The following is a 26,688-nucleotide window of genomic DNA, read 5'->3' on the forward strand; positions in this document are numbered from 1 at the left end:
GCCTCGGCCTTCCAGGGCCCGGGCGGGCACCGCCCGGGCCCCGGGGAGCGTCACCGCCAGCGGCTCACCTCCACGTTCTCCAGGACGCCGAGGGCGTCGGGCACCAGGATCGCGGCGGAGTAGTACGCCGTGACGAGGTAGGAGATGATCGCCTGCTCGTCGATGCCCATGAAGCGAACCGAGAGGCTCGGCTCGATCTCGTCCGGGATTCCGCTCTGCTGGAGTCCGATGACTCCCTGGTCCTCCTCACCGGTCCTCATGCAGATGATCGACGTGGTGCGGGCGTCGGTGACCGGGATCTTGTTGCACGGGAAGATCGGCACCCCGCGCCACGCGGACACATGCTGTCCCCCGACCTCGACGGTCTCCGGCACGAGGCCGCGCTTGTTGCACTCGCGGCCGAAGGCGGCGATGGCCCGGGGATGCGCGAGGAAGAGCTTCGATCCGCGCCGCCTCGACAGGAGCTCGTCCATGTCGTCGGGGCCGGGCGCTCCTTCGTGCGGCTGGAGCCGCTGTCCGTAGTCGCAGTTGTTGAGGAGTCCGAACTCCCTGTTGTTGATGAGCTCGTGCTCCTGGCGCTCACGCAGCGCCTCGACCGTGAGCCGCAACTGCTGCTCGGTCTGGTTCATCGGCTGGTTGTAGAGGTCGGCCACCCTGCTGTGGACCTTCAGCACGGTCTGGGCGACGCTCAGTTCGTACTCGCGTGGCGCCGCGTCGTAGTCCACGAAGGTGTGGGGGACGACGGCCTCCCCCACATGCCCGGCGGAGAGGTCGATCTCCGCCTCGCCGTAGCGGTTGGTGCGCTGGTGCGGGATGGCGAGCAGCCCGGCGAGGTGGTCGCGGAGCGAGTCCGCGCGGGCGGCGAGATTGAGCACGTCCGACCGGCGCAGGGTCAGCAGCGTGCAGGCGGTCACCGCGCGGGCCGTGTACTCCCAGGTCGCGTCCCCGTCGATCAGGACGTGGTCGCCGAAGTAGGCGCCGTCCGCGAGGACTCCGAGCACCGTCTCGTCGCCGTACGGCCCGGAGCCGATCTTCTCGATCTTGCCGTGGGCCAGCAGATGGACGCGATCCGCCGCGTCGCCCGCGGCGGCGAGGACCTCGCCCGCCTCGACATCACGCTGTTCGCACCGGCGCGCCAGCTCGGCCAGCACGTCCTCGTCCCCGAAGTCGCGCAGGGCGGGAAGTTCGCCGAGCTCGGCGGGGATGACCGTGACCCGGTCGCCCGTCTGGACAAACGTCACCCTGCCGTCTCCGACCGAGTAGCTCAGCCGGCGGTTCACCCTGTACGTGCCGCCCTGCACCTGTACCCACGGCAGCGTGCGCAGCAGCCACCGGGAGGTGATCTCCTGCATCTGCGGGGCGGACTTGGTGGTCGTCGCGAGGTTCCGCGCAGCCGCTGTGCCGAGACTCTGCTGCGGCGGCGGCTGCGTGTCGCGAACCTCTTCACCAACGGACATCCGACATCCTCTCGATCATGAGCTGACCTGCGAGAAGAAGCCTTCCAGCGGAGGATGCCATGCGCTATTACACAAAAGAGTGTGACTAATCAGGCTTGGGCGGGGCACATTGCCCGCACCCGGCCGCATGCATGTCGCGTCGACGGGCGCCGTCGCACGGACCGTGGGAGAGCAGGAACCGGGCCCCCGGACCTAGGACCCCGGTCCGCCGCGGCTGCGGCTTGCGACCGTTACGGCGCCCGGGCCCGGCGGCCTAGCGTTCCCGGCATGGATACGACCGGCACACTCGACGAAGCCCTCCAGCGCCTGCACACCTCGGGCCCCGAGCGGCTCGGCAGGCTCACCAACCACGCGCCGATGGCCGTGGAGGCGCTCGCCGTCAACGGACAGGCACGCTCGGTGCACCGCTGGCTCGATGTCTACGCGTCCAGGCTGGAGGAGTTCCCCCCGGCCGTGGAGCCGGTCACGGACCTCAACTGGCCCGAGGCACTGGGCGATCCACGCCGCGCCGCCGACTGGATCGGCTACTTCGGCCGGGAGATCTCCGAGCGCCCCTGGCGCGACGTGCTCGCCCAGTGGTGGCCCCGCCTGCTGCCCGGCATGTACGGGGGATCGACGCACCCCGTGATCCGCGTCGGCCACGCGGTGCGCACCCTGCTGGCCGGCGAGAGCACCGGTCCGAGGCTGAACGAACTGGCGCACGGCCTCGGTTACTGGGCGGCACGCCACCACCCCGTCACCGGCCTGGCCCTAGTGGCGGGCGCCGACAGCGCCGCCGGGGCCCTCGACGCCGTACGGCCCGTCGCCGAGCGGGAGGGCGGGTTCCCCACCAGGCTCGGGCGCGTGACGAGCCTGCCGGTGTGGGCCGCCTCCGTCACGGACCCGGACGAGGCGCACAGCCGGCTCACCGAGCTGGTGCGGGCGGCCACCCACCGGTACGCCACCCACGGCCACGGCGAGGAGACGATGATGGTGCACGCCGCCACGGCTCCCAACGCCGTCCTGCGCACCCTCCCCGCACTCCCCCGCGCCCTGTGGGTGCCGAGCCTCCGGGCCGCCTGGACCGCGTCCGCCGCGGTCACCGCCATGTACGCGCCCGACGCACCGGTCACCTATGTCCCGCCGGGCTCGCTCACGCCCGAGGAGGTCTTCGAACAGGCCCTGGCGCACGGCGACGAGCACGTCATCAAGCTGACCGACACGGCACTCGACGTCGGCGACGAGCAGGCGCTCGCGGCGGCTCTGCGGGCCGTCGAGCTCAGCGAGCCCCTGCGTTAGCGCGGCCGGACGGACAGCGGCGCTCCCGATGCGACGACCTTGCCCGGGTTGAGGATGCCGTAGGGGTCCAGGGCCGCCTTGACCGCGCGCTGCATGGCGAGGTTGACGGTGCCCACCTCGCGGTTCATCCCGCCCATCTTCAGCAGGCCCACGCCGTGTTCACCGGTGACCGTGCCGCCGAAGGAGATCGCCGCGTCGAGGATGTCCTCGAAGGCGAGCTGGGCGCGTGCCCGGGCCGCCTCGTCACCGGGCTCGGTGATGATGAGGGGGTGGAGGTTTCCGTCGCCGGCGTGGGCGATGTTGGCGATGCGTACGTCGTGCTCGCGGGCGATCTCCTCGACGCGCGCCAGCATCCGGGGCACCAGGGCGCGCGGCACGACCACGTCCTCGGTGAGCACCGGGCCGAGCCGCTCCAGCGCCGGGTAGGCGAGCCGCCGGGTCTGGAACAGGGCGTCGGCCTCCGCCTGGTCGGTGGAGACCTCGGCCCAGACGGCCCCCGCCGCCGCGAAACAGGCCCTGATCGCCTCCGCCTCGGCGTCCCCGGCGGCCCCCGGGGTGTCCACGCGGCCGAGCAGGATCGCGTCGGCGTCGGCCGACAGTCCCATGTTCTTCCACTCGTCGACGGCCTTCAGGCAGTGCCGGTCCAGGAGTTCGAGCGCGGAGGGCACGATGCCCGCCTCGGTCACCCTGCTCACCGCGTCACCCGCGGCGACGACCGAGTCGAAGAAGCCGGCCACCGTACGCTCCGCCAGCCGGGCGCCGCGCAGCTTCACCGTGATCTCGGTGATCACGCCGAGGGTGCCCTCGGAGCCGACCAGCAGCCCGCACAGGTCGTACCCGGCGACGCCCTTCGCGGTCTGCCGCCCCACCCTGACGACCTCGCCGAGGCCGTTGACGGCTTCGAGCCCGAGTACGTAGTCCCGGGTCACGCCGTACTTGACGCAGCACATGCCGCCCGCGTTGGTGGCGGCGTTGCCGCCGATGGTGGACCACGGGGAGCTCGCGGGGTCCGGCGGATACCAGAGGCCCTGTTCGGCGCACGCGGCGCGCAGGTCGTCGTTGACGACGCCCGGCTGGACGACTGCGAGACGCTCCACGGGGTCGATGCGCAGGATCCGGTTCATGTCCTCGAAGGAGAGGACGACCGCGCCGTCCACCGCGTTGGCCCCGCCGGACAGCCCCGTGCCCGCGCCGCGCGGCACCACGGGGATGCGGTGCTCGACGCAGTACGCGACGACGGCCCGCACCTCGTCCGTGTCCTGGGGCCTCACGACGGCGAGGGGCCGGCCGGCCGGGGCCCACTCCGCCTCGTCGTGTGCGTAACGGCCCAGGCTGTCCGGGTCGGTGATGACCTTGCCCGCCGGTATCCCGTCGGCTGCGTTCGGCTTCGGCACGGCCGCTGACCACCTTTCTCGCACTCGCGCACCCCGCATCCTCCACGGAGCCGCACCCGTCCATCATGACGCGCTCGGTGCGGCGGCGGACGGGCGGCCTAAGTTGCATTCGGGATGCAACTTATCTATTCTGCCGCCATGCGGCTGACGCGATTCACCGATGTGGCGCTGCGGGTGCTGATGCGCCTCACCGTCACGGCAGAGGGCGAGGACCCGCCGACCACCCGCGAGGTGGCGGACACCATGCAGGTGCCATACACCCACGCGGCCAAGGTCGTCGCACGCCTCCAGCACCTCGGCCTCGTCGACGCGCGTCGCGGCCGGGGCGGAGGACTCTCCCTCACCACCGCCGGGCGGTCGGCGTCGATCGGCGCCCTGGTCAGGCAGCTGGAAGGGCCGGGCGAGGTCGTCGAATGCGAGGGCAGCACCCCCTGTCCGTTGCGTTCGGCCTGCCGGCTCCGCTCCGCGCTGCGCCAGGCCGAGGAGGCCTTCTACGCCTCCCTCGACCCGCTCACGGTCGGCGATCTCACCGCCTCCCCCACCGGCCCGCTGCTGCTCGGCATCAGCCGCAGCCGCCCCGCGCCCGCCTGATCCACCCTCACCTCGCCCGCGCGCTCTCCCCGTCGCACGGGCGGCGTCACGCCGCACAAAAATAAGCATCTTGCATACCAATTAACCGGGCGACCGCCGCACGGCGCCTGTGGACAGAGGAGTCAACGCATGCTCTCCGAGACCTCGACCGTCACCGTCCGAGCCACGCTCCCCGCCGTCGGCGCGGCCATCGGGGACATCGCGGACCTCTTCTACCGCATGCTCTTCGAGGCCCACCCGGAGCTGCTCCGGGACCTGTTCAACCGGGGCAACCAGGCATCCGGCGCCCAGCGCCAGGCGCTCGCCGGTTCCATTGCGGCCTTCGCCACGCAACTGGTCGAACACCCCGGCACCCGGCCCGACGTGATGCTGGGCCGGATCGCCAACAAGCACGCCTCCCTGGGCATCACCGCCCCCCAGTACGAGATCGTGCACACCCACCTCTTCGCCGCCATCGCCGAGGTGCTCGGCGACGCGGTCACCCCCGAGGTCGCCGCGGCCTGGGACGAGGTCTACTGGCTGATGGCCAACGCCCTGATCGCGATCGAGGAACGGCTCTACGCGCAGCAGGGCGTGACGGCCGGCGACGTATGGCGTGAGTGGACGGTCGTCTCCCGCAGCGAGGAGACGGCCGACGTGGCCACCTTCCGGATCACCCCGGCCGACGGCTCACCGGCGCCCGCCTTCCGGCCGGGCCAGTACGTCTCCGTGCAGGTGGAACTCTCCGACGGTGCACACCAGATACGCCAGTACAGCCTCATCGGCGCGCCCGGTGCCGATCTGCGCTCCTTCTCGGTGAAGCGGGTCCGTGACGGGAGCGGACCCGAGGGCGAGGTCTCGGCGCACCTGCACGCGCGGCTGCGCGCCGGTGACCGGCTCCGCGTCTCGGCACCGTACGGCGACCTGGTGCTCGACGGCTCCGACGCCCCGCTGCTCCTCGCGTCGGCCGGTATCGGCTGCACCCCGATCCTGTCGATGCTGGAACACCTGGCGGCCGAGGGGCACCGGTCGCCGGTCACCGTCGTGCACGGCGACCGGTCGCCCGCCGACCACGCTCTGCGCGCCGAGCACTCGGCGCTCACGGCCGGACTTCCCGACGCCTCAGCGCACTTCTGGTACGAGCACCCGGAGCCCGGAAGCACCGGTGGGCTGACGGGCACGGTGGACCTGAGCGCCCTTCCCGTCGCGCCGGGTACCCACGCCTACCTCTGCGGACCGCTGCCCTTCATGCGCGCGGTCCGCTCCCAGCTGCTCGCCAAGGGGGTCGCGGCGGCCGACATCCACTACGAGGTGTTCGGCCCCGACCTGTGGCTCGCCCAGGACTGAGCCCGACGCCCCGGGGGCACGCGCGGGGTGTCCGAATCGGCTCGTACAAGCGGCGGTCGGCGCTCGAACAGGTTTGCCGGAGGGGCAGGTTCCGGTACAAGCGCTGTACGGAACGGTTCACACCCCGCGAAGGAGTCGGCCATGTCCTCACCCATGTCCGCGAGCAACTTCCTCAAGGCCCTGAAGGACGAAGGACTCACCGTCGTCCAGGTGGGCGACTGGCGTACACACAACCGCAATCACCAGGGCCCCTGGGGGCCGGTGCACGGGGTGATGCTCCATCACACCGTCACCAGGGGCACGGCCCGCACGGTCGAGATCTGCCGCGACGGCCACGCGGGGCTTCCGGGCCCGCTCTGCCACGGTGTGATCGCCAAGGACGGCCGGGTGCATCTGGTCGGCTACGGCCGCACCAACCACGCGGGCCTCGGCGACGACGACGTCCTGCGCGCCGTCGTCGCCGAGAAGCGCCTACCGACGGACAACGAGTCCAACACCGACGGCAACCGGCACTTCTACGGCTTCGAGTGCGAGAACCTGGGCGACGGCGAGGACCCCTGGCCGGCGGTGCAGCTCGAAGCCATCGAGAAGGCCGCGGCGGCCGTCTGCCGCTTCCACGGCTGGGACGCCCCCTCGGTCGTCGGGCACCGCGAGTGGCAGCCGGGGAAGGTCGACCCGCGCGGCTTCTCGATGACGGGGATGCGCAACCGGATCCACGACCGGCTGAAGTAGGACGCCCCCGGGGCACCACGGGTGCCTGGGCCCCGGGGGCCGCTCCGCGTGATCACCGGCGAAGAGGCGGTGTTCCGACCCCGCACTGTCCAGTGCCTTCACGATTCATGCGAGGGAAGGCCCCCGACCAGGTCAGCTCGGACGGGAGTCGCCCCGGCCTGTGGAGGAGTCCATGGGATCCCCCACAGGGACGTGGGCTCGCGGCCTTCAGTAGCCGATGGTGAACCGGCGCTGCACGAAGCGTGGCAGCTCCGCTTCATCGATCAAGGCGATGGCCGCGTCCTCCGCCGAGATGCGGCTGCGACCGTCGGCGCCCACGACCGGCTGGTCGCCGCCGATCCGGAAGCGGCCGGTGCGTTCGCCCGGGCCGATCTCTTCTGCGGGGCTGAAGTAGGTCCAGAGCCGGTTCGAGGCCCGCAGGACGGCCAGGGCGTCGCGGTGACCGCGTATCGCTGCGGCGTATTCGCGAGGCAGCCCGAGCTGGTCGAGGGCGGCATGCAGCAACTCGTCGGAGTCTGCTCGCACCACTCCCGGTTCGATCTCGAGGCTGCCGGCGCCGCCGATCACGATGAGCCGGGTCCGTGGGCGGCTCTCCAGTGCCTTCAGCAGGGCTCGCGCCGCCGTCGCGTAGACGGTCGGGTCGGCGATGGAGCGCCGGACGGTGTCCGCGAAGTCCTTGGCGGCATTGCCCGGCTGGAATCCGCTGATCAGGACGTCGAGTCCGGGCAGGACACCAGCAATGCTCTTCGGGTCGAGGACGTCGACGCTCGTCCAGGTGATGTTGGCCCGACGCTCCTCGCGCTGCGCCTGAACGGCGTCCCGGCTGAACGCCTTGACGTCGTGGCCCCGGTCGAGGGCCTCGGCGACGACCCGGCTGCCGATGGTGCCCGTGGCTCCGATGACTCCGATGTGCATGGTTCCCCCTGTGCATGCAGAGTGGGACGCCACTTGTAGTGACGCCGTGCAGAAACTATACGCCGTGAAGTTTAACCACGCGGTTAAGTAAGTCGACGCTGTAAAGTGCCAGTTGTGACAGTCACGGGAAGCAGGGGAAGGCGCGAGCGGCTACGGGCCGAGACCACGGCCGAAATCAAGAAGGTGGCACTGGCGTTGATGGCCTCGGGCGGGCCGGACGCCATCACCCTGCGGGCCATCGCCCGCGAGATGGGCATGACCGCCAACGCCATCTACGGGTACTTCCCGACCAGGGACGACCTGGTCACCACGCTGATCAACGACGTGTACACCGCCTTGGCCGACGCTGTGGACACGGCCTGGGAAGCCACGCCTTCCGCCGATCCCGCCGTCCGGATCGAGGCATGGGCCAACGCCTTCCGCGCCTGGGCCCTGGTCAACCCCCAGGGGTTCCGGCTCATCTACGGCGATCCCGTGCCCGGCTACCAGGCCCCCGAGGGAGGCCCCGCCCCGGATGCCGCACGCCGGGTCTGCACCGGGCTCACCGCCCTCGCGGCAGCCGCCTGGCCCCACGCCGGTCGCCTCTACCAGGACAGTGCCTTCGACTGGTCCGACTTCGATCCTGGGCTCCTCGACAAGGTGCGTCCCGCTTTCCCCGACTTGCCGCCCGCGGCCGTCGCGCTCGCCCTGCGCATCTGGGGGCACCTCCACGGACTGGTGTCACTGGAGGTCTACGGCCATATGCGCACTCAGACCACCAGCCCGGAGAAGCTCTTCCGGGAGGAACTCGCCCAGCTCACACGGACGCTGGGCATGCCGCCTCGGCGCTGAGCGTCCCAAGCGCCGAGACACGCTTCAGCAGCCCCGAGGACGCTGTGAACCAGGTATCCATCTCGGTGTTCAGGTTCGGCCGTGACGCACTCGTGACGCCTCACCCGGCGCGACTCGTCGGCCACGACTCGCCGCTCCCGCACCTGCGCCGCCAGGGGGACGACGGGATGTTCGACCGGTTCGCGGAGCACGCCGAGGAGCTGTGGGACCGGGGCGTGCCGCGGACGCCGTGACGGCGGCGGGTGCGGCATGGCGACAATGGCGGGGTGAGCCCGCCCGCAGACCCCGCCCGTGCACTACAGCCCCGGCTCCCCTCTTCCCTGGAGGAGGTCCATGACGAGCGCTTCGCCCGGCACGGGGTGACGCTGCTGCTGAAGCGCGACGATCTGATCCACCCGGACCTGCCGGGCAACAAGTGGCGCAAGCTCGCGCCCAATCTGCGGGACGCCGGCGGGCGCACCGTGCTGACCTTCGGCGGGGCCTATTCGAACCACCTCCGGGCGACCGCCGCCGCCGGTCGGCTGCTGGGCTTTCCCACCGTCGGTGTCGTACGGGGCGACGAGCTGGCCCGCCGTCCGCTGAACCCCTCGCTGGCGCAGTGCGCCGCCGACGGCATGCGGCTGCACTTCGTGGACCGGACGACATACCGCGCGAAGGCCGCTCCGGAGGTCCTGGAGGGCCTGCTGAGCCTCTTCGGCCCGTGCGTGGTCATCCCGGAAGGGGGCAGCAACGCGCTAGCCGCACAGGGCTGCACAGAGCTCGGCCGGGAGCTCCACGGGCGGACCGGGACGGTCGCGGTGGCCTGCGGAACCGGCGGCACCCTGGCGGGCCTCGCCGCCGGGCTCGGCCCCGGTCAGCGCGCCCTGGGAATCCCCGTCCTGCGCGGCGGCTTCCTCGGGGACGCGGTGCGCACCCTGCAGCGCGAAGCGTTCGGGGCCCCGGCAGGGCGGTGGACCCTGGACGAGCGCTTCCACTTCGGCGGGTACGCCCGTACGCCCCCCGAGCTGGAGGCCTTCGCCGAGGACTTCGAGGACCGGCACGGGCTGCCCGTCGAGCGCCTCTACGTGGCGAAGCTCCTCTACGGGCTGACCGTGCTCGCCGGGGAGGGCGCCTTCGCGCCGGGCTCCACGGTCACCGCGGTCGTCACCGGCAGCCCCTGGGACGGCCGGGCGCCCGGTCACGCGGTGTCGGACTCCCGGTAGGCGGCGGCCTCCTCCAGGTCCAGCCTGCGCAGCAGGGCGCGCAGCATCTCGTCGTCGATCTGCCGTGCGTCCCTGAGACGTACGAAAACCTCGCGCTCGGCGGCGATCATCTCCCTGGCCAGCCGCCGGTAGGTGTCGTCCGCCGACTCCCCGGAGACCGGGTTGGCCGCGCCGAGCCGTTCCCACACGGCGTTGCGGCGCCGTTCCATGACGGTGCGCAGCCGCTGGGTGAGCGGGTCGGGCAGCGCGTTGCGCGGGTCCTCCATCAGGGCCGCGAGCCGGGCGTCCGCGGCCTCGGACGCCTCGCTCTGTGCCTGGGCCTCGGCCAGCGTCTCGGCGCGCTCGCTGCGCCCGGGGAGCTTCAGCACGCGCACCAGGAGCGGCAGGGTGAGCCCCTGGACGACCAGGGTCCCGATGACGGTGGTGAACGTCAGGAAGAGCACGAGGTTGCGCGCGGGGAAGTCCTCGCCGTCGTGCGTGACCAGGGGGACGGAGAAGGCGATGGCGAGCGAGACGACGCCGCGCATACCGGCCCAGCTGACGATCAGGGGCGAGCTCCAGGCGAGGGGGGCCTCGCGCTCCCTGATGCGCTTGGACAGCCACAGCGGCAGATAGCTCGCCGGGTAGACCCAGACGAAGCGCACGACGACCACGGCGACGAACACGAGGACCGCGTAACCGAGGGCCTCGGCCACGCCGTAGGAGCCCAGGCCCCTGAGCACGAACGGCAGCTGCAGCCCGATGAGCGCGAAGACCGCGGACTCCAGGATGAAGGCGACCATCTTCCAGACGGCCGCCTCCTGGAGCCGCGTCGCGAAGTCGACCTGCCAGGAGCGGTGGCCCAGGTAGAGCGCCACGACGACGACGGCGAGCACACCGGAGGCGTGGACCCGTTCGGCGGCCGCGTACGCCACGAAGGGGATCAGCAGCGACAGGGTGTTCTGGAGCAGGGCCTCCTTGAGGTGCGTGCGCAGCCAGTGCAGCGGCACCATCAGCAGCAGGCCCACGCCGACGCCCCCGACGGAGGCCAGCAGGAACTCACCGACGCCCGCGCCCCAGCTCATGCCCTCGCCGACGGCCGCGGCGAGCGCGACCTTGAAGGCGGTGATCGCGGTGGCGTCGTTCACCAGGGACTCGCCCTGGAGGATCGTGGTGACCCGGGCGGGCAGTCCGACCCTGCGGGCGATCGCCGCGGCCGTGACGGCGTCCGGCGGGGCGACGACGGCACCGAGCACCAGCGCGGCGGTCAGCGGCAGGTCGGGGACGAGCAGATAGGCCAGCCATCCCACGGCGAAGGTCGCGAAGAGCACGTACCCCACGGAGAGCAGAGCCACCGGCCGCAGATTGGCCCGCAGGTCGAGGTACGAGCTGTCGACCGCGGCGGTGTACAGCAGGGGCGGCAGCAGCAAGGGCAGCACGACGTGCGCGTCCAGCGTGTAGTCCGGCACCCCCGGCAGATACGCGGCGAGCAGGCCCGCGGCGACCAGCAGCAGCGGCGCCGGCACCGGCGTCCTGCGGGCGGCCCCCGCGACCGCAGCACTGACCGCGACGAGTGCCACCAGCGGCAATGCGTCCATCTCACCGTCCCCGCATCCGACGTAACGTGGCCATCATGAGAGAGTGCCTCCACGTTGACGAACTGCCGCGCCCCGAGCCCGCCCCGCTCAGCGACACCTGCCTGGAGTGCCGGGCGGCCGGGACGCATCCCGTGCAGCTGCGGCTCTGCCTCGTCTGCGGACACGTCGGCTGCTGCGATTCCTCGCCGCTGAAACACGCGACCGCGCACCACAAGGAGACCGGTCATCCGGTGATGCGCAGCTTCGAATGCGCGGAGAGCTGGCGCTGGTGCTTCGAGGACGGTTCGATCGTCTGACGTCTGGGTACGTCAAACCGGCGCCGGTTCTTCGCAATTGACCGCCGCAGACCTCTAGCCACTGTGTGTGCTCATATGCCTACCATGAGTAACGACGGGGTTGGAGTCTCGGCGACACGGCATCATGGGGCGCGATAGCGTCGCCGGACCACAGAACCGACGACGGACCGCACGGCCCCGGGCACTCGTCCCGGAGCCTCGAACGAGTTTGTGCCACCTTGGAGGTGAGGGTGTCCCAGATCGCAGGCGAGCCCGGGAACCAGGACTTCGTAGAGGTCCGGCTGCCCGCTGCGGGTGCCTACCTGTCGGTGCTGCGTACGGCCACGGCCGGTCTCGCAGCGCGCTTGGACTTCACTCTCGACGAGATCGAGGATCTCCGTATCGCGGTCGACGAGGCCTGCGCGATCCTGCTCCAGCAGGCCGTGCCGGGTTCCATCCTCAGCTGCGTCTTCCGCCTCGTCGGGGACTCCCTCGACGTGACGGTCTCGGCCCCCACAACGGACGGCCGCGCCCCCGAGCGCGACACCTTCGCCTGGACGGTGCTCTCCGCACTGGCCGGCAAGGTCGACTCCACGGTCGCCGACGACCGTACGGTCAGCATCAGCCTCTACAAACAGCGCGGCGCGGGACCCGGGCCGGCGTGAGCGACGGGAACGGGGACGGTCCTGTGCGGGACGAGACGATCCGGTCCGAGGTGGTGCGCCCCGCCGCCCTGCCGGAACAGCAGGCCCGGCCGCATCCTGAGGACGGGGCGGACGGCGCGGACGGGGTGCGGGGCGGTCCGGTCGCGGGGGAGCAGTCGCAGGCGGAGCGGGCGGGCCAGATGAGCGAGCACAGGCAGCACGATCCACACGACCGGAGCGGGGCGCGGGCGCTCTTCATCGAGCTGCGGGAGCTTCCCGACGGCTCGCCCGAGAAGGCCGAGCTGCGCAACCGGCTGGTGCGGATGCACCTTCCGCTCGTGGAGCACCTGGCCCGCCGCTTCCGCAATCGCGGCGAGCCGCTGGACGACCTGACCCAGGTCGCCACGATCGGCCTGATCAAGTCGGTGGACCGGTTCGACCCGGACCGCGGCGTCGAGTTCTCGACGTACGCGACCCCCACGGTCGTCGGCGAGATCAAGCGCCACTTCCGGGACAAGGGATGGGCGGTCCGGGTTCCGCGCCGCCTCCAGGAGTTGCGGCTGTCGCTGACCACGGCAACCGCCGAACTCTCCCAGCAGCACGGCCGCTCGCCGACGGTGCACGAGCTGGCGGAGCGTCTGGGCATCTCCGAGGAGGAGGTCCTGGAGGGGCTGGAATCGGCCAATGCCTACAGCACGCTCTCCCTGGACGTACCGGACACGGACGACGAGTCGCCCGCGGTGGCGGACACCCTGGGCTCCGAGGACGAGGCCCTGGAGGGCGTCGAGTACCGGGAGTCCCTCAAGCCGCTCCTGGAGGACCTCCCCCCGCGCGAGAAGCGGATCCTGCTGCTGCGCTTCTTCGGCAACATGACCCAGTCGCAGATCGCGCAGGAGGTCGGCATCTCCCAGATGCACGTCTCCCGGCTCCTCGCCCGCACGCTGGCACAGCTGCGCGAGCGCCTGCTCGTCGAGGAGTAGCCGAGGACGGGGCGCCGGGCCCGGCAGGCCGCGGCGCGTCCCGCCGTCCGCGGCGGCCCGCGTCAGGCGTCCGGGGTCGCCCGCGGTCCGCGTCAGGCGCCCGGAGTCCTCCGCGGCCCGCCTCAGGCGCCCGGAGTCGTCCGCGGTCCGCGGATGCCCAGCTCCTTCGTGGTGGCCGGGTTCAGCAGCAGCACGAGGGCCGTCACGGCGACCGCGGCGAGCACGATGCCGGCGGGGATCATGGCGCCCTGCGCCCTCAGCAGCGTCCAGGCCACCGGCATCGCCATGAGCTGGGTGATGAGCGCGGGGCCGCGGCTCCAGCTGCGCCGCAGCAGCAGCCCGCGGGCGGCGAACAGCGGGATCAGGCCGAGCGCCACCAGCGTGAGCCCTCCCATCTCCGCCTGCTGGATGCTGTCGGGCCTGCCGAGCAGACCGACGGCCAGCATGTAGATCCCGCCGATGGCGAGCGCCGCGCCTTCGAGCGCGGTGAGTGCGGCCAGGGCGGCGATCCTGCCCGGCTTCCCGACGCCGGCCGAGGGCGACGGGGAGGGCGTGTTCTGCTGAGTGCTCACGCCATTCAGACTGGCATCCCGGCCCGCCGAAAGCGAAGCCGGGGCCGGAGGCGGAGCGGAACCCCGGGACCGGAGCCGGGCCGCCCACCGGCCGACCCGCACCGCGACGGACCCACCGGCCGGACTACGTCACTCTCCGTACATGCGCCCGCACCCCATGGATCAGGACTTCAGGCGGTACCGCGCGGTGGGTACCCTGGCGGACATGCGCGCACTCCTCGTGGTCAACCCAGCTGCCACCACTACCAGTGCGCGGACACGCGACGTGCTGATCCACGCGCTGGCGAGCGAGATGAAGATCGAGGCCGTCTCCACCGAGTACCGAGGACACGCCCGCGACCTGGCACGCCGGGCCGCCGACTCCGACGACATCGACCTGGTGGTCGCGCTCGGCGGCGACGGCACGGTGAACGAGGTGGTCAACGGGCTGCTGCACCGCGGCCCCGACCCGGAGAACCTGCCGAGCCTGGCCGTGGTCCCCGGCGGATCGACCAATGTCTTCGCCAGGGCCCTGGGCATCCCCAACGACGCCGTGGAGGCGACCGGCGCCATCCTGGACGCCCTCGCCGACCGCAGCGAGCGCACCGTGGGCCTCGGCCTCGCGAGCGGCACACAGGGCACACGGGACGAGGCCGTCCCGGAACGCTGGTTCACCTTCTGCGCCGGGCTCGGATTCGACGCCGGCGTACTCGGCCGGGTCGAGCAGAAGCGCGAGCGCGGCAAGCGTTCGACCCATCCGCTGTACGTGCGCCAAGTGGTCCGGCAGTTCATGGAGGAGCCGCACCGGCGCAACGGCCTGATCACCCTGGACGTGCCCGGCCAGGAGCCGGTCACGGACCTCGCGCTCTCCATAATCTGCAACACCGCTCCCTGGACCTACCTGGGGAATCGTCCGATGTACGCCGCTCCCAAGGCCTCCTTCGACACCGGCCTGGACATCCTCGGACTGAAGCGTCTGACGACCGCCGCGGTGGCCCGGTACGCCACTCAGCTGCTCACTTCGAGCCCGGAGAAGGGCCCGCACGGCAAGCACGCCGTCTCCCTGCACGACCTCACGGACTTCACCTTGCATTCAAAGGCGCCGCTGCCCTTCCAGATGGACGGCGACCACCTGGGACTGCGTACGAGCGTGACGTTCACAGGCGTACGCCGTGCACTGCGTGTGATTGTGTGAGTGGAAGGGGCGAAAGTCCTTTGACTCGAACGTTTGGGCTGGCCCCCACCCCTTAGAAGTACGGCTGTGACCTAGTCGACACCGAGGAATCAAAAAAAACTTTCCAGAAGGGGTTGTATCCGCCGCCGAGGTTTGCGAATCTCTACATGGCGATCGGGACGGCCCGCAACATCGGCCTCCACTGAGAGCCAGAACCCCTCCTCACCACAACAGGACCACAACCAGTTCTTCTGGGCGTCGGACCTTCGTCTGCGGGGGGATTCGTGAAAGCGTTCACATTCACAAGCACCAGCATGTAATACCAAGGAGAGGTAGCAGCCATGGACTGGCGTCACAACGCCGTTTGTCGTGAGGAAGACCCCGAGCTGTTCTTCCCCATCGGCAACACCGGTCCTGCGCTGCTGCAGATCGAGGAAGCCAAGGCCGTCTGCCGTCGCTGCCCCGTCATGGAGCAGTGCCTGCAGTGGGCGCTCGAGTCCGGCCAGGACTCCGGCGTCTGGGGTGGCCTCAGCGAGGACGAGCGCCGCGCAATGAAGCGCCGTGCCGCTCGCAACCGGGCGCGTAACGCCAGCGCCTGACCGACGCCCCCCGCACGACGAGCCTCAGCCCGGCGGCGCGTACAGAGCGTACGCACAGCCCCGCCTTCGAGTCGCAGCGCGCAGTACCCCCGAAGCGCATCGCACCGTGAGCACCACGCAGTGGGCCCGGACCGTCACCACGGTCCGGGCCCACTGCTGTGTCCGCAGAGCGGTGCTCCGCTACTTCTCGTTCCGGGCGGGGGCGTTGCGGACGGGGATGTCGAGCACGACCTGCGTGCCGCGGACCGGCGCGGGGACCATGCCGAAGGTGCCGCCGAGTTCGCCCTCGACCAGCGTCCGCACGATCTGGAGTCCCAGGTTGCCGGCCTTCTGAGGATCGAAGCCCTCGGGCAGCCCCCGCCCGTCGTCCGTCACGGTGATCAGCAGCCGGGCGTCGGCCGATGAGCCGCCGCGCACGGCGGACACCTCCACCGTGCCCTGCTCGGCAACCGTGAACGCGTGCTCCAGCGCGTTCTGCAGCACCTCGGTGAGCACCATCGAGAGCGGAGTGGCCACTTCCGCGTCGAGGATGCCGAAGCGCCCCGTGCGGCGGCAGGTGACCTTTCCGGGGGAGATCTCGGCGACCATCGCGATCACCCGGTCGGCGATCTCGTCGAACTCGACCCGCTCGTCCAGATTCTGGGACAGCGTCTCATGCACGATGGCGATCGAACCGACGCGCCGTACCGCCTCGTTGAGCGCCTCGCGGCCCCGCTCCGAATCCATCCGGCGCGCCTGGAGCCGCAACAGGGCGGCCACCGTCTGGAGGTTGTTCTTCACCCGGTGGTGGATCTCCCGGATGGTGGCGTCCTTCGTGATCAACTCCCGCTCACGGCGGCGCAGTTCCGTGACGTCGCGGAGCAGGACCAGCGAGCCGATGCGTACGCCCTTGGGCTTGAGCGGGATCGCCCGCAGCTGGATGACCCCGCCGGCCCCCTCGACCTCGAACTCCCGGGGCGCGTACCCGCTCGCCACCTTGACCAGGGCCTCGTCCACCGGGCCGCGCGAGGGCGCGAGTTCGGCGGTCGTCGCGCCGAGGTTGTGGCCGACGAGGTCCGACGCCAGGCCGAGCCGGTGGTAGGCGGAGAGGCCGTTGGGGCTGGCGTACTGCACGACGCCGTCGGCGTCGAGCCTGATCAGCCCGTCGCCGACCCGCGGCGAGACGTCCATGTCGACCTGCTGACCGGGGAACGGGAAGGTCCCGGCGGCGATCATCTGGGCCAGGTCGGAGGCGGACTGGAGGTAGGTGAGCTCCAGCCTGGACGGGGTGCGCACGGTGAGCAGGTTGGTGTTGCGGCCGATGACCCCGAGGACCCGCCCCTCCCTCCGTACGGGGATCGACTCGACCCGCACGGGCACCTCCTCCCGCCATTCCGGATCGCCCTCGCGCACGATGCGGCCCTCGTCCAGGGCCGCGTCCAGCAGCGGTCGGCGGCCACGAGGCACCAGGTGGCCGACCATGTCGTCCTGATAGGAGGTGGGGCCGGTGTTGGGCCGCATCTGCGCCACGGACACATAGCGGGTCCCGTCGCGGGTGGGCACCCACAGGACGAGGTCGGCGAAGGAGAGGTCGGAGAGCAGCTGCCACTCCGAGACCAGCAGATGGAGCCACTCGAGGTCGGTGTCACTGAGGGCTGTGTGCTGGCGGACCAGATCGTTCATGGAGGGCACATGTGCGAGCGTACCCGCGGAAACGAAGAGGTTCCGAACCGATCGGCCCGCGGATGCGTGACACTGTGGGAGGGGCGCACGCCGACAGGAAATTCCGCGCCCACGGATGGACACGGGCTATTGGTCTAGTCCACAATGCACCGTGTAGGGACGCCACACTCAGGACACACTCAGGAAGCGTCCCGCACACGACAGACCTCCGTTCTCCCCGCACAGGAGAACGGACCGGGGTACCCGGCGCTCTCTGCCCTGACTGCGCCGGTGCCCCACATGGCCGGAGGCACCGCACACCGCCGGCCAGGAAGCTCCGGGCTGCGGTGCCGGACGGGCTGAGGGTCCCGTCCCGGCGCCGCGGCCCGCGGGTGTTTCCGGGGGGCCCGCGAGGCCCTCCGAGGGGCTTCCACCCCCGCGGATGTGACCGTCCGCCGACAGGGCGACAACCGGCGACCCGTATACGGACGGTTCACCTCCGAGCCGCCCCGTTCTGCTAGATTGGGCATTTAGATTGGTCTATACCACCCGCCACTCTTCAGATCGGCAGGCCCAGCGTGGAAGTTGTCATCGTCCCGGACGCCTCGGCAGGCGGCGAACTCATCGCGGAGGCCATCGCGGCCCTGCTGAGCCGCAAGCCCGACGCCCTGCTCGGCGTTGCCACCGGCTCGACCCCGCTGCCCATCTACCAGGCCCTCACGGCGAAGGTCCGCTCCGGCTCCGTGGACGCGTCGGACGCCCGCATCTGTCAGCTCGACGAGTACGTGGGACTGCCCGCGGGCCACCCCGAGTCCTACCGCTCCGTCGTACTGCGCGAGGTCGTCGAGCCGCTCGGGCTGTCCGAGAAGTCGTTCATGGGCCCCGACGGCACCGCCGAGGACGTCCAGGCCGCCTGCGAGGCGTACGACAAGGCGCTCGCCGAGGCGGGCGGAGTGGACCTCCAGCTGCTCGGCATCGGCACCGACGGGCACATCGGCTTCAACGAGCCGTGCTCCTCGCTCGCCTCCCGCACCCGCATCAAGACGCTGACCGAGCAGACCCGGATCGACAACGCGCGCTTCTTCGACGACGACATCGCGCAGGTGCCCCGCCACGTCATCACCCAGGGCATCGGCACGATCCTGGAGTCGCGCCACCCGATCCTGCTGGCCACCGGCGAGGGCAAGGCCGAGGCCGTGGCCCGCACGGTCGAGGGCCCGGTGGCCTCCGTCGTCCCCGCCTCGGCGCTCCAGCTGCACCCGCACGCCACGGTCGTGGTCGACGAGGCGGCCGCGTCGAAGCTGAAGCTGGCGGACTACTTCCGCGCCACCTACGCGGCGAAGCCGCGGTGGCAGGGCCTCTGAGCCTCCCCGTACGCGTGAGGGCCGGGTCACCTGTGCGGTGACCCGGCCCTCACGCGTTTCCCGGCCGGTTCAGGACCCGGTGGATCCCGTGATCACTTCCGCCGCCGCGACGCCGCACACCCGCGCCGCGCCGTACGTCGTGATGTGCCACGCGCCCCGGGGCGGCGCCTCGGGCAGGCCCATCTCCACCACGACCGTGTCGGGGCGGGCCGCCACCAGGGCGTCCACGGCGGCGGCCATCCACGCGTGCCGGTGGAGGTCGCGGACGACGGCGACGACACGCCGCTCCCCCGCCGCCCTCAGCACCTCGGCCGCGGGTGCCTCGCTGTCGCTGCCGTAGGTGTCCGTCGTGGTGCCCGGCAGCATCCGGGACAGCTCGGCACCGAGGCCCCAGGGGGTCTCCGCGCCGACCGCGATGTTGGCGACCGGGGTGAAGGCCGCGACGTACGCCGGCTCGGTCAGCGGCTCGGCGGAGCCCGTGACCGTGAGGGCACGGCGGGCGGCGATCAGCCCGATGCCGGCTCCGGTGCCGGGCGCGGTCCCCTCCTGCGTGTCCGCGCCCGGCTCCGAGGCAGCCCCCCTGGCCCCCCGCGTCCACGACGCGAGGGCCCGTACACGTGCGGCGGCGTCGGCCAGCCGCTCCTCGGGCAGTTCACCGGTTCGCACCGCCGTCACCAGCGCGTCGCGCAGCCGCAGCACGGTCTCCTCGTCGGCCAGGCCGCCTCCGACGCATATCGCGTCGGCGCCCGCGGCGATGGCGAGTACGGATCCGCGCTCGATGCCGTACGTGCCGGCGATGGCGTCCATCTCCATGCCGTCGGTGACGATCAGCCCGTCGTAGCCCAGCTCCTTGCGCAGCAGACCGGTGAGGATCTGCGGGCTCAGGGTCGCGGGCCGGGTCGGGTCGAGTGCGGGTAGCAGGATATGTGCGCTCATCACTGATTTGGAACCCGCTGCGAGAGCCGCCCGGAAAGGCACCAGCTCACGGGCGTGCAGGGTGTCCAGGTCCACATCGATGCGGGGCAGCGAGTGGTGCGAGTCGACCGCGGTGTCGCCGTGCCCGGGGAAGTGCTTGGTGCACGCGGCGACGCCGGAGGCCTGGAGCCCTTCGACGTACGCGGCGGTGTGCCGGGCGACCAGCGCGGGATCGGCGCCGAAGGAGCGTACGCCGATGACCGGGTTGCCCGCGTTGGAGTTGACGTCGGCGGACGGCGCCCAGTTGAGGTTGACGCCGCACTCGGCCAGCCTGCGGCCGAGCTCCCGGGCGACGGCCCGGGTCAGCTCCACGTCGTCGACGGCGCCGAGCGCGAGGTTGCCGGGGAAGGAGGAGCCGTCGCGGACCTCCAGCCTGGTGACGTCGCCGCCCTCCTCGTCGATCGCGACGAGTACGTCGTCCCGCTCGGCCCGCAGCCGGGCGGTGAGCGCGGAGAGCTGCTCGGGAGAGTCGATGTTGCGGCCGAACAGTCCGACGGAGGCCAGGCCTTCGCCGACCCTGCGCAGGAGCCAGTCGGGGGCGGTCGTGCCGGTGAAGCCGGGCTGGAGGACCGCGAGCGCGTCACGGGTCACGGTGTCCGTGGTGGATACGAGGGTGGTCATGGGGCTGCGTTATCCCTTCACGGCGCCGGAGGTGAGCCCCGTAGCCATCTTCCCCTGGATGATCATGAAGAAGATGACGACCGGGATGGAGATGAGCGTGGACGCCGCCATCAGCGCGCCGTAGTCCGTTCCGCGCTCCGTGGTGAAGGTCATCAGCCACACGTTGAGCGTGTACTTGGAGTTGTCGTTGATCAGGATGTACGCGAACAGGTACTCGTTCCACGCGTTGACCAGCGCGAAGATGGACGCGGCGGCGAGCCCCGGCGCCAGCAGCGGGAAGATGACACGGCGGAAGGCCCCCATGCGGGTACAGCCGTCCACCATGGCGGACTCCTCCAGCTCCACCGGGATGTTGATCACGAACCCGCGGATCATGATGGTCGCGAAGGGCAGCGTGGACACGAGGTAGACGACGATGAGTCCCCAGTACTCGTCGATGCCCCCCATCGCGTTGAGCTGGAGGTAGATCGGGATCAGCATCGCGGTCGGCGGAAGCATCTGGACGAGGATCATGATCATCATCAGCGCCTTCCGCCCGAAGAAGCGGAAGCGTCCGATGGCGAGCGCCGCGAGCGTCGCGATGATCATGCCGCCGAGGACGGCGGTGACCGAGACGATGAGGCTCGACTGGATCGCCGTGGCGAAGTTGTCCTGCTTCACCGCGCGCGCGAAGTTGTCGAACGTGAGGGACGACGGCCACAGCGTCTGGTCGTAGGACCGGATCTCGTGGTTCGGGCGGAGCGAGCTGACGATCAGCCAGTAGACCGGGAAGGCCATGAGACCGGCCGTGACCAGCGCCAGGATGTTGTAGCCGAGGCGGTTCCTCTTGCGGTCGGGCCTCAGGACCTGGGCCGGCGCGTCGGTGGGTGTGGAGGCGCTCATTCGACCTCTCCCGTCTTGATCAGCTGGCGCAGGTAGTAGACGGCGACGCCGGAGAGCATCACGACGGTGATCAGCGCGATCGCACTGCCCTGACTGAAGGAGGTGGACTCGAACGCCTTGGAGAAGGAGTAGAGGCCGAGGGTCTCGTACTCGGGTTCGGGCTTGTTCCCGCGGAGCAGCCAGATCTGGCCGAACACGTTGAAGTCCCAGATGACCGAGAGCGTGGCGACCATGGTGAACACCGGCTTGATGACCGGCCAGGTCACGTAGCGGTACACGCCGAACGCGGTGGCGCCGTCGAGGGAGGCGGCCTCCTCCAGCTCCTTGGGGACCTGGGTGAGCGCGGCGTACATGGTGATCACGACGAACGGGATGGCGCCCCAGACGACCAGGAGCGTGATGATGCCGAATCCCTGCCAGGGGTCCAGGAACCAGTTGTGGCCGAGCCACCGGTCCTCGTTGCCCGTGATGTCGGCGAGCAGGGTGTTGATCAGGCCGTAGTCGGAGTCGGAGAGCCAGCGGAAGACCGAGGCGGCCACCATGAGGGGCATGGACCAGGCGGCGATCAGCGCCACGGTGAGGACCAGCCGGACCCAGGTGGAGACCTTCAGCATCATCAGGGCTATCAGCAGCCCGATGCCCATCGTCAGCACGACACAGACGGTCATGAAGACGACGGTCCGGCCGACGACCGACCAGAACTCGGGGTCGCCGAGGATGTTGGTGAACTGCTCCAGGCCGACCCATGGCGTCTCGCCGTTGCCCCAGAGAGCCGCCCGCCCCATGTCCTGGAAGGACATGATCACGGTCTTGATCAGCGGGTAGACGTAGACGGCGGCGATGGCGAGGATCGCCGGCAGGATCAGGAAGTAGGGAAGGAGTTCCCCCTTCTTCCGCCGCTTCTTCGGGCCCGGCCCGGCGGCTTCCTGCTCGGAGGGCGGGTTCCCGGTCTTCTCCGGGACACCCGGTACGGGGACCGGTGGACCGGCGGCCTTGGTGTCGGCAGCAGTCACGTGACTGACCTTCCATCGGGATTCCCGGGGTCTCTACCCGGGAATCACGGCGTTCTCAACCTAAGAAAGGGACGGGGGCCCGGTGTTCGCCGGGCCCCCGCCTGGAGAGCCGAAGGCTCGCGACTACTTGTTGATCAGCTCGTTGATCTTGGCGTCGGCCTTCTTGGCGGCGTCGGCCGCAGAGGTGCCCTTGAGGATCTCCAGGAGCATGTTCTCCAGGACCTCCTCCTTCTCGATCGAGGTCCAGCCCGGCGCGATCGGCGTGAACCAGGCGTCCGGCACCGCGTTGGCGACGGCGGCCGTCTCCGGCTTCGACTTCAGCGGCTCGAGCTGCTTCTCGTTGTTCGGGAGGATGTTCTTGGAGGCGAGCACCTCCTGCGACTTCTCGCTGGTGAAGAGCGAGACCCACTCCTCACCCAGGTCGGCGACCTTGGACTTCGCGGTCACCGCGAGGTCCGAGCCGCCGATGAAGGACGGAAGCGCCTTGCCCTCGGGGCCGGGCATCCCGGCGGGCGCGATCTTGCCCTCGAGCTTCGGGTTGCCGTTGTTGGCGCCGTCGACGACGGAGCCGGCCTCCCAGCCGTTGCCGTAGATCAGGGCCGCCTTCTCGTTGGCCATGACGTTGGCGTGGTCCTGCTCGTCCTTGGTCTGGTCGGCCTTGTTGTACTTCTCGACCAGGTTGACGAAGTGCTCGATGCCCTTCAGCGACTCGGGGGAGGAGAGGTTGCCCTTCCACTCCTTCGCACCCTCGTCGTACTCGGCGATGGAGCCGCCGTAGGCCGCGACGTAGGACATGGCCGCGTACCAGTAACGGCCCGGCAGGTAGAGGGACGAGAAGCGCTTGTCCTTCTTCGTGTACTCCGCCGAGACCTTGTCGAGCGCGGCGAGCAGCTCGTCCTCGGTCTCCGGGAGCACGTCGCTGCCGGTGCCCTTCTTGAACATGTCCTTGTTGTAGATCGCGACACGGGCGCCCGCGTAGTAGGGCACGCAGAACTGCTTGCCCTCGAAGGTGCAGGTGTCCTTCAGACCCTTGATCCAGGTGTCCGAGTTGTCGTACTTCTTGGGGTCGATCTCGGCGAGGGCGCCGTTCAGGATGTACTGCATCGTCTCGGTGTTGCCGAGCTCGACGACATCCGGGAACTTGTCGCCGCCGAGGGCCGTGTCGAGCTTCTTGGCCTTGTCCGCCCACTGCTGGTACTGGACGTTGACCTTGACCTTCGGGTACTTCTTCTTGAACTGCGCGTTGACGTCCTTGACCAGTTCCGGCCAGGTGCTCTGCGCGTCGACCATGAGCCAGACCGTCAGGCTCTCGGTGCGGTCCTTCGGATCCTTCGAGGCGTTTTCATTACTGTCCCCACCACACGCCGCGATTCCGGTCATCATCGCTGCGACGCCTACTGCCGCAATGAGCTTGCGCTTCATGCCACACCCTCCTCAGGGATACCAGCAACCCCCCGCCCACCGCGAAGACGTAAGCCTGGTGCCTGTGGGGCTGGGACCTGGTCTTTAATGGTTTAGACCAGTACCGGGAGCTTGGCCTAGACCTTTAGGGGTGTCAAGGGTGTATAAGAAGTGCACTCGCGTCCGTTATCGGACCGACACCTGAGGGAGGGCGACGACCCGTGACCGGACCGTGCCACCATGTGAGCCGCGACAGACGGAGGAGCCGGTGACGGCAGCAACGCAGCAGTCGGGAAGGCGGGCCATGGGTGCCGACGGGGGCAGAGTGACGAGCGAGACCGGTGCGGGTGCGGGTGCGCGCACGGCCCGCGTCCCCAAGTACTACCGGCTCAAGCGCCATCTCCTCGATATGACGGACACCATGCCGCCGGGCACTCCGGTGCCTCCCGAGCGGACCCTGGCCGCCGAGTTCGACACCTCGCGCACCACCGTGCGCCAGGCCCTCCAGGAGCTGGTGGTCGAGGGCCGGCTGGAGCGCATCCAGGGCAAGGGCACCTTCGTGGCCAAGCCGAAGGTCTCCCAGGCCCTGCAACTCACCTCGTACACCGAGGACATGCGCGCCCAGGGCCTGGAGCCCACCTCCCAGCTGCTGGACATCGGCTATGTCACGGCGGACGACACGCTCGCCGGACTGCTGGACATCACCGCGGGCGGGCGGGTGCTGCGCATCGAGCGGCTCCGTCTCGCCAGCGGGGAGCCGATGGCCATCGAGACCACGCACCTCTCGGCCAAGCGCTTTCCCGCGCTGCGCCGTTCACTGGTGAAGTACACCTCGCTCTACACCGCTCTGGCCGAGGTGTACGACGTCCGGCTGGCCGAGGCCGAGGAGACCATCGAGACCTCGCTCGCCACCCCGCGCGAGGCGGGGCTGCTCGGCACGGACGTCGGCCTTCCGATGCTCATGCTCTCCCGTCACTCGATCGACGGACACGGCGAACCCGTGGAGTGGGTGCGCTCGGTGTACCGGGGCGACCGCTACAAGTTCGTGGCGCGCCTGAAGCGTCCCACCGACTGAGACCGCCCGGACCTCTCGCCCCACGATCCCCTCGCGCCCGCGCGAGGGGATCGGTCGTTCCGGGCGGCAGCGGGTTCCGGCCACGCCTGTTCCCGTGCGCGGCGGACCGTTGCAGGACCGCAATGCGGACGGGGGGTGACGATGGCCGGACCTCTCGCCTAGATTTCCTGCGCATTACACCAGGTGATCAGCGAGGGGACGGAGTCGCCATATGCCGGAAGAAAACGAAGCGAACCCACCGACAGGACCCACCGTGACACCCGTCAGGGTGGTCATCGCGCTCTGTCTGATAGCCCCGTTCGTGGCGATGCTCTGGGTGGGCTCGTACGCAAAGATCGAACCGACCTTCATCGGCATCCCGTTCTTCTACTGGTACCAGATGCTCTGGGTGCTCATCTCGACCTCGCTCACCATGGTCGCGTACAAGCTGTGGCAGCGTGACCAGCGCGCCCGCAAGGGAGGTGCTTCCGCATGAAGGACGGTGTGAACGGCGTCGCACTCGCCGTGTTCATCTTCTTCTTCCTGGCCGTCACGGTCATCGGATTCATGGCCGCGCGCTGGCGCAAGGCCGAGAACGAGGCCAGCCTCGACGAATGGGGCCTGGGCGGACGGTCGTTCGGCACCTGGGTGACCTGGTTCCTGCTGGGCGGCGACCTCTACACGGCGTACACCTTCGTCGCGGTCCCTGCGGCGGTCTACGCGGCGGGGGCGGCCGGCTTCTTCGCGGTCCCCTACACGATCCTCATCTATCCGCTCATCTTCACCTTCCTGCCGCGTCTGTGGTCGGTCTCGCACAAGCACGGCTACGTCACCACCTCGGACTTCGTCCGGGGGCGCTTCGGCTCGAAGGGGCTCTCGCTGGCGGTCGCCCTCACGGGCATCCTCGCCACGATGCCGTACATCGCGCTCCAGCTGGTCGGCATCCAGGCCGTGCTGGACGTCATGGGAGTCGGCGGCGGCGAGACCACGCACTGGTTCATCAAGGACCTGCCGCTGCTGATCGCGTTCGCGGTCCTCGCGGCGTACACCTACTCCTCGGGCCTGCGTGCGCCGGCGCTGATCGCGTTCGTCAAGGACGGCCTGATCTACCTCGTCATCGCGGTGGCGATCATCTACATCCCGATAAAGCTGGGCGGCTTCGACAACATCTTCGCCGCGGCGAACGAGAAGTTCTCGGCGGCGAACGAGGCGGCGGGCAAACCCGTGGCCGGACTCGCGCCGGGCGCCTCCGGCCAGTGGGTGTACGCCACCCTGGCACTGGGCTCGGCACTGGCCCTCTTCATGTATCCGCACTCGATCACGGCGACGCTCTCCAGCCGCAGCCGTGAGGTGATCCGGCGCAACACGACGATCCTGCCGCTGTACTCGCTGATGCTGGGTCTGCTGGCCCTGCTCGGCTTCATGGCGATCGCCGCCGGGATCAAGGTGGACAACGGACAGCTCGCGATCCCGCAGCTGTTCGAGAACATGTTCCCGGACTGGTTCGCGGGTGTGGCCTTCGCCGCGATCGGTATCGGCGCGCTGGTGCCGGCCGCGATCATGTCGATCGCCGCGGCGAACCTCTTCACCCGCAACATCTACAAGGACTTCATCAAGCCCGACGCGACCCCGGCCCAGGAGACCAAGGTCTCCAAGCTGGTCTCGCTGCTGGTGAAGGTCGGCGCGCTCGCTTTCGTCCTCACCATGGACAAGACGGTCGCGATCAACTTCCAGCTGCTGGGCGGCATCTGGATCCTCCAGACGATGCCCGCCCTGGTGGGCGGCCTGTTCACCCGGTGGTTCCACCGCTGGGCCCTGATCGCCGGCTGGGCGGTCGGCATGATCTACGGCACGGTGGCCGCGTACGGTGTCGCCAGCCCGACCCAGAAGCACTTCGGCGGGTCCTCGAAGGAGATCCCGGGCATCGGCGAGATCGGCTACATCGGTCTCACCGCGTTCGTGCTGAACGTCCTCGTCGTGGTCGTGCTGACCTTCGTCCTCAACGCGGTGAAGGCCCCGGCGGGCATCGACGAGACGTCCCCGTCCGACTACACCGCGGACGTGGGCGACCCCGGCGTCCAGGAGAAGCTCCCGCCCGCCACGGTGGGTGCCCCGGGCGGTCACTGACCCCCGCGGGCACCAGGAGGGCGACGCCGTCCCGGCAGGGTCCACCCTGCCGGGACGGCGTCGTTCGTGCCCCCGGAAACAGGG

General features: G+C 70.2%; 25 protein-coding genes and 1 pseudogene. 16 read left to right on the plus strand and 10 right to left on the minus strand.

What is annotated here, in order from left to right:
- Nucleotides 1-50 precede the first annotated feature (50 nt).
- Nucleotides 51-1,457, minus strand: coding sequence for a family 2B encapsulin nanocompartment shell protein (locus ACWCQM_RS02485; RefSeq protein ID WP_450913517.1), 1,407 nt, complete (start codon nt 1,455-1,457; stop codon nt 51-53).
- 267 nt (nt 1,458-1,724) lie between these two features.
- Here ACWCQM_RS02485 and ACWCQM_RS02490 point away from each other — a divergent pair, with 267 nt between their 5' ends.
- Nucleotides 1,725-2,735, plus strand: a complete 1,011-nt coding sequence (locus ACWCQM_RS02490; RefSeq protein ID WP_450913518.1) for a questin oxidase family protein — start codon at nt 1,725-1,727, stop codon at nt 2,733-2,735.
- Here ACWCQM_RS02490 and ACWCQM_RS02495 read toward each other — a convergent pair.
- Nucleotides 2,732-4,129: an FAD-binding oxidoreductase gene (locus tag ACWCQM_RS02495; protein WP_450913519.1), complete on the minus strand. Its 1,398-nt coding sequence runs from the start codon at nt 4,127-4,129 to the stop codon at nt 2,732-2,734. The genes ACWCQM_RS02490 and ACWCQM_RS02495 overlap by 4 nt on opposite strands.
- 138 nt (nt 4,130-4,267) lie before the next feature.
- Here ACWCQM_RS02495 and ACWCQM_RS02500 point away from each other — a divergent pair, with 138 nt between their 5' ends.
- The 3 genes from ACWCQM_RS02500 (at nt 4,268) to ACWCQM_RS02510 (ending at nt 6,778) form a co-directional block, all read left to right on the plus strand.
- Nucleotides 4,268-4,720, plus strand: coding sequence for an RrF2 family transcriptional regulator (locus ACWCQM_RS02500; RefSeq protein WP_450913520.1), 453 nt, complete (start codon nt 4,268-4,270; stop codon nt 4,718-4,720).
- Nucleotides 4,721-4,849: 129 nt separating this feature from the next.
- A complete protein-coding gene (locus ACWCQM_RS02505) occupies nt 4,850-6,046 on the plus strand; it encodes a globin domain-containing protein (protein ID WP_450913521.1) in 1,197 nt (398 codons plus the stop codon).
- A 141-nt stretch (nt 6,047-6,187) separates the two neighbouring features.
- Nucleotides 6,188-6,778 carry a peptidoglycan recognition protein family protein gene (locus tag ACWCQM_RS02510; RefSeq protein ID WP_450913522.1) on the plus strand — a complete coding sequence of 197 codons (591 nt, stop codon included), beginning with the start codon at nt 6,188-6,190 and terminating at the stop codon, nt 6,776-6,778.
- 207 nt (nt 6,779-6,985) lie between these two features.
- Here the strand turns inward: ACWCQM_RS02510 and ACWCQM_RS02515 are convergent, their stop codons facing one another.
- Entirely contained in the window at nt 6,986-7,693 is a 708-nt protein-coding gene (locus ACWCQM_RS02515; protein ID WP_450913523.1) for an NAD(P)-dependent oxidoreductase, read from the minus strand.
- A gap of 114 nt (nt 7,694-7,807) precedes the next feature.
- Between ACWCQM_RS02515 and ACWCQM_RS02520 the strand changes: the two genes are divergently transcribed.
- The 3 genes and pseudogenes from ACWCQM_RS02520 (at nt 7,808) to ACWCQM_RS02530 (ending at nt 9,726) form a co-directional block, all read left to right on the plus strand.
- Complete coding sequence (locus tag ACWCQM_RS02520; protein WP_450913524.1) at nt 7,808-8,524, plus strand: TetR/AcrR family transcriptional regulator; 717 nt, start codon at nt 7,808-7,810, stop codon at nt 8,522-8,524.
- A 14-nt stretch (nt 8,525-8,538) separates the two neighbouring features.
- Nucleotides 8,539-8,757 (plus strand): annotated as a pseudogene (locus ACWCQM_RS02525) (XRE family transcriptional regulator); the annotation flags it as partial.
- A 33-nt stretch (nt 8,758-8,790) separates the two neighbouring features.
- The gene (locus ACWCQM_RS02530) at nt 8,791-9,726 is read left to right on the plus strand and encodes a 1-aminocyclopropane-1-carboxylate deaminase/D-cysteine desulfhydrase (protein ID WP_450913525.1); all 936 of its coding nucleotides are present in this window, start codon (nt 8,791-8,793) and stop codon (nt 9,724-9,726) included.
- Here the strand turns inward: ACWCQM_RS02530 and ACWCQM_RS02535 are convergent.
- Entirely contained in the window at nt 9,702-11,303 is a 1,602-nt protein-coding gene (locus ACWCQM_RS02535) for a Na+/H+ antiporter (protein ID WP_450913526.1), read from the minus strand. The two genes, ACWCQM_RS02530 and ACWCQM_RS02535, sit on opposite strands and share 25 nt — an antisense overlap.
- Nucleotides 11,304-11,338: 35 nt before the next feature.
- Between ACWCQM_RS02535 and ACWCQM_RS02540 the strand changes: the two genes are divergently transcribed.
- From ACWCQM_RS02540 to ACWCQM_RS02550, 3 genes are all read left to right on the plus strand, one after another.
- Nucleotides 11,339-11,599, plus strand: a complete 261-nt coding sequence (locus ACWCQM_RS02540) for a UBP-type zinc finger domain-containing protein (protein ID WP_450913527.1) — start codon at nt 11,339-11,341, stop codon at nt 11,597-11,599.
- A 230-nt stretch (nt 11,600-11,829) separates the two neighbouring features.
- Entirely contained in the window at nt 11,830-12,243 is a 414-nt protein-coding gene (locus tag ACWCQM_RS02545; protein ID WP_450913528.1) for an anti-sigma regulatory factor, read from the plus strand.
- Nucleotides 12,240-13,202 (plus strand): RNA polymerase sigma factor SigF, encoded by a 963-nt coding sequence (locus ACWCQM_RS02550; RefSeq protein ID WP_450913529.1) that lies wholly within the window; start codon nt 12,240-12,242, stop codon nt 13,200-13,202. Before ACWCQM_RS02545 ends, ACWCQM_RS02550 begins: the two co-directional genes overlap by 4 nt.
- A gap of 122 nt (nt 13,203-13,324) precedes the next feature.
- Here the strand turns inward: ACWCQM_RS02550 and ACWCQM_RS02555 are convergent, their stop codons facing one another.
- Nucleotides 13,325-13,774, minus strand: coding sequence for a hypothetical protein (locus tag ACWCQM_RS02555; RefSeq protein WP_450913530.1), 450 nt, complete (start codon nt 13,772-13,774; stop codon nt 13,325-13,327).
- A gap of 205 nt (nt 13,775-13,979) precedes the next feature.
- Here ACWCQM_RS02555 and ACWCQM_RS02560 point away from each other — a divergent pair, with 205 nt between their 5' ends.
- Nucleotides 13,980-14,948, plus strand: coding sequence for a diacylglycerol/lipid kinase family protein (locus tag ACWCQM_RS02560; RefSeq protein ID WP_267079658.1), 969 nt, complete (start codon nt 13,980-13,982; stop codon nt 14,946-14,948).
- Nucleotides 14,949-15,268: 320 nt separating this feature from the next.
- The gene (locus ACWCQM_RS02565) at nt 15,269-15,526 is read left to right on the plus strand and encodes a WhiB family transcriptional regulator (RefSeq protein WP_003953983.1); all 258 of its coding nucleotides are present in this window, start codon (nt 15,269-15,271) and stop codon (nt 15,524-15,526) included.
- A 180-nt stretch (nt 15,527-15,706) separates the two neighbouring features.
- Here the strand turns inward: ACWCQM_RS02565 and ACWCQM_RS02570 are convergent, their stop codons facing one another.
- Entirely contained in the window at nt 15,707-17,188 is a 1,482-nt protein-coding gene (locus tag ACWCQM_RS02570) for a sensor histidine kinase (RefSeq protein WP_450913636.1), read from the minus strand.
- A 557-nt stretch (nt 17,189-17,745) separates the two neighbouring features.
- Here ACWCQM_RS02570 and nagB point away from each other — a divergent pair.
- A complete protein-coding gene (nagB, locus tag ACWCQM_RS02575) occupies nt 17,746-18,531 on the plus strand; it encodes a glucosamine-6-phosphate deaminase (RefSeq protein ID WP_450913531.1) in 786 nt (261 codons plus the stop codon).
- Nucleotides 18,532-18,600: 69 nt separating this feature from the next.
- Here nagB and ACWCQM_RS02580 read toward each other — a convergent pair whose 3' ends face one another.
- The 4 genes from ACWCQM_RS02580 to ACWCQM_RS02595 all read right to left on the minus strand — a co-directional run bounded on the left by ACWCQM_RS02580 (nt 18,601) and on the right by ACWCQM_RS02595 (nt 23,444).
- On the minus strand, nt 18,601-20,127 hold the full coding sequence (locus tag ACWCQM_RS02580; RefSeq protein ID WP_450913532.1) for a glycoside hydrolase family 3 protein: 1,527 nt from the start codon (nt 20,125-20,127) through the stop codon (nt 18,601-18,603).
- A gap of 9 nt (nt 20,128-20,136) precedes the next feature.
- Nucleotides 20,137-21,009 (minus strand): carbohydrate ABC transporter permease, encoded by an 873-nt coding sequence (locus ACWCQM_RS02585; RefSeq protein WP_450913533.1) that lies wholly within the window; start codon nt 21,007-21,009, stop codon nt 20,137-20,139.
- Nucleotides 21,006-22,022 carry a carbohydrate ABC transporter permease gene (locus tag ACWCQM_RS02590; RefSeq protein WP_450913534.1) on the minus strand — a complete coding sequence of 339 codons (1,017 nt, stop codon included), beginning with the start codon at nt 22,020-22,022 and terminating at the stop codon, nt 21,006-21,008. The genes ACWCQM_RS02585 and ACWCQM_RS02590 overlap by 4 nt, the downstream gene beginning before the upstream one ends.
- A gap of 123 nt (nt 22,023-22,145) precedes the next feature.
- The gene (locus tag ACWCQM_RS02595) at nt 22,146-23,444 is read right to left on the minus strand and encodes a sugar ABC transporter substrate-binding protein (protein WP_450913535.1); all 1,299 of its coding nucleotides are present in this window, start codon (nt 23,442-23,444) and stop codon (nt 22,146-22,148) included.
- Between the two features lie 283 nt (nt 23,445-23,727).
- Here ACWCQM_RS02595 and ACWCQM_RS02600 point away from each other — a divergent pair, with 283 nt between their 5' ends.
- The 3 genes from ACWCQM_RS02600 (at nt 23,728) to mctP (ending at nt 26,604) form a co-directional block, all read left to right on the plus strand.
- Nucleotides 23,728-24,498, plus strand: a complete 771-nt coding sequence (locus ACWCQM_RS02600) for a GntR family transcriptional regulator (RefSeq protein ID WP_450913637.1) — start codon at nt 23,728-23,730, stop codon at nt 24,496-24,498.
- A 211-nt stretch (nt 24,499-24,709) separates the two neighbouring features.
- The gene (locus tag ACWCQM_RS02605; RefSeq protein WP_450913536.1) at nt 24,710-24,973 is read left to right on the plus strand and encodes a DUF3311 domain-containing protein; all 264 of its coding nucleotides are present in this window, start codon (nt 24,710-24,712) and stop codon (nt 24,971-24,973) included.
- Nucleotides 24,970-26,604 (plus strand): monocarboxylate uptake permease MctP, encoded by a 1,635-nt coding sequence (mctP, locus tag ACWCQM_RS02610; RefSeq protein WP_450913537.1) that lies wholly within the window; start codon nt 24,970-24,972, stop codon nt 26,602-26,604. Before ACWCQM_RS02605 ends, mctP begins: the two co-directional genes overlap by 4 nt.
- Nucleotides 26,605-26,688 lie beyond the last annotated feature (84 nt).

The sequence above is a fragment of the Streptomyces sp. NPDC002125 genome (genome assembly GCF_053593715.1).

Coding starts and splice junctions, on each gene's coding strand:
- ACWCQM_RS02500 (WP_450913520.1), top strand. CDS start 4,268: ATGCGGCTGACGCGATTCACCGATGTGGCGCTGCGGGTGCTGATGCGC.
- ACWCQM_RS02535 (WP_450913526.1), bottom strand. CDS start 11,303: ATGGACGCATTGCCGCTGGTGGCACTCGTCGCGGTCAGTGCTGCGGTC.
- ACWCQM_RS02600 (WP_450913637.1), top strand. CDS start 23,728: ATGGGTGCCGACGGGGGCAGAGTGACGAGCGAGACCGGTGCGGGTGCG.
- ACWCQM_RS02510 (WP_450913522.1), top strand. CDS start 6,188: ATGTCCTCACCCATGTCCGCGAGCAACTTCCTCAAGGCCCTGAAGGAC.
- ACWCQM_RS02490 (WP_450913518.1), top strand. CDS start 1,725: ATGGATACGACCGGCACACTCGACGAAGCCCTCCAGCGCCTGCACACC.
- ACWCQM_RS02560 (WP_267079658.1), top strand. CDS start 13,980: ATGCGCGCACTCCTCGTGGTCAACCCAGCTGCCACCACTACCAGTGCG.
- ACWCQM_RS02505 (WP_450913521.1), top strand. CDS start 4,850: ATGCTCTCCGAGACCTCGACCGTCACCGTCCGAGCCACGCTCCCCGCC.
- ACWCQM_RS02565 (WP_003953983.1), top strand. CDS start 15,269: ATGGACTGGCGTCACAACGCCGTTTGTCGTGAGGAAGACCCCGAGCTG.
- ACWCQM_RS02515 (WP_450913523.1), bottom strand. CDS start 7,693: ATGCACATCGGAGTCATCGGAGCCACGGGCACCATCGGCAGCCGGGTC.
- ACWCQM_RS02605 (WP_450913536.1), top strand. CDS start 24,710: ATGCCGGAAGAAAACGAAGCGAACCCACCGACAGGACCCACCGTGACA.
- ACWCQM_RS02580 (WP_450913532.1), bottom strand. CDS start 20,127: ATGACCACCCTCGTATCCACCACGGACACCGTGACCCGTGACGCGCTC.
- ACWCQM_RS02540 (WP_450913527.1), top strand. CDS start 11,339: ATGAGAGAGTGCCTCCACGTTGACGAACTGCCGCGCCCCGAGCCCGCC.
- ACWCQM_RS02585 (WP_450913533.1), bottom strand. CDS start 21,009: ATGAGCGCCTCCACACCCACCGACGCGCCGGCCCAGGTCCTGAGGCCC.
- ACWCQM_RS02570 (WP_450913636.1), bottom strand. CDS start 17,188: ATGAACGATCTGGTCCGCCAGCACACAGCCCTCAGTGACACCGACCTC.
- ACWCQM_RS02595 (WP_450913535.1), bottom strand. CDS start 23,444: ATGAAGCGCAAGCTCATTGCGGCAGTAGGCGTCGCAGCGATGATGACC.
- mctP (WP_450913537.1), top strand. CDS start 24,970: ATGAAGGACGGTGTGAACGGCGTCGCACTCGCCGTGTTCATCTTCTTC.
- ACWCQM_RS02485 (WP_450913517.1), bottom strand. CDS start 1,457: ATGTCCGTTGGTGAAGAGGTTCGCGACACGCAGCCGCCGCCGCAGCAG.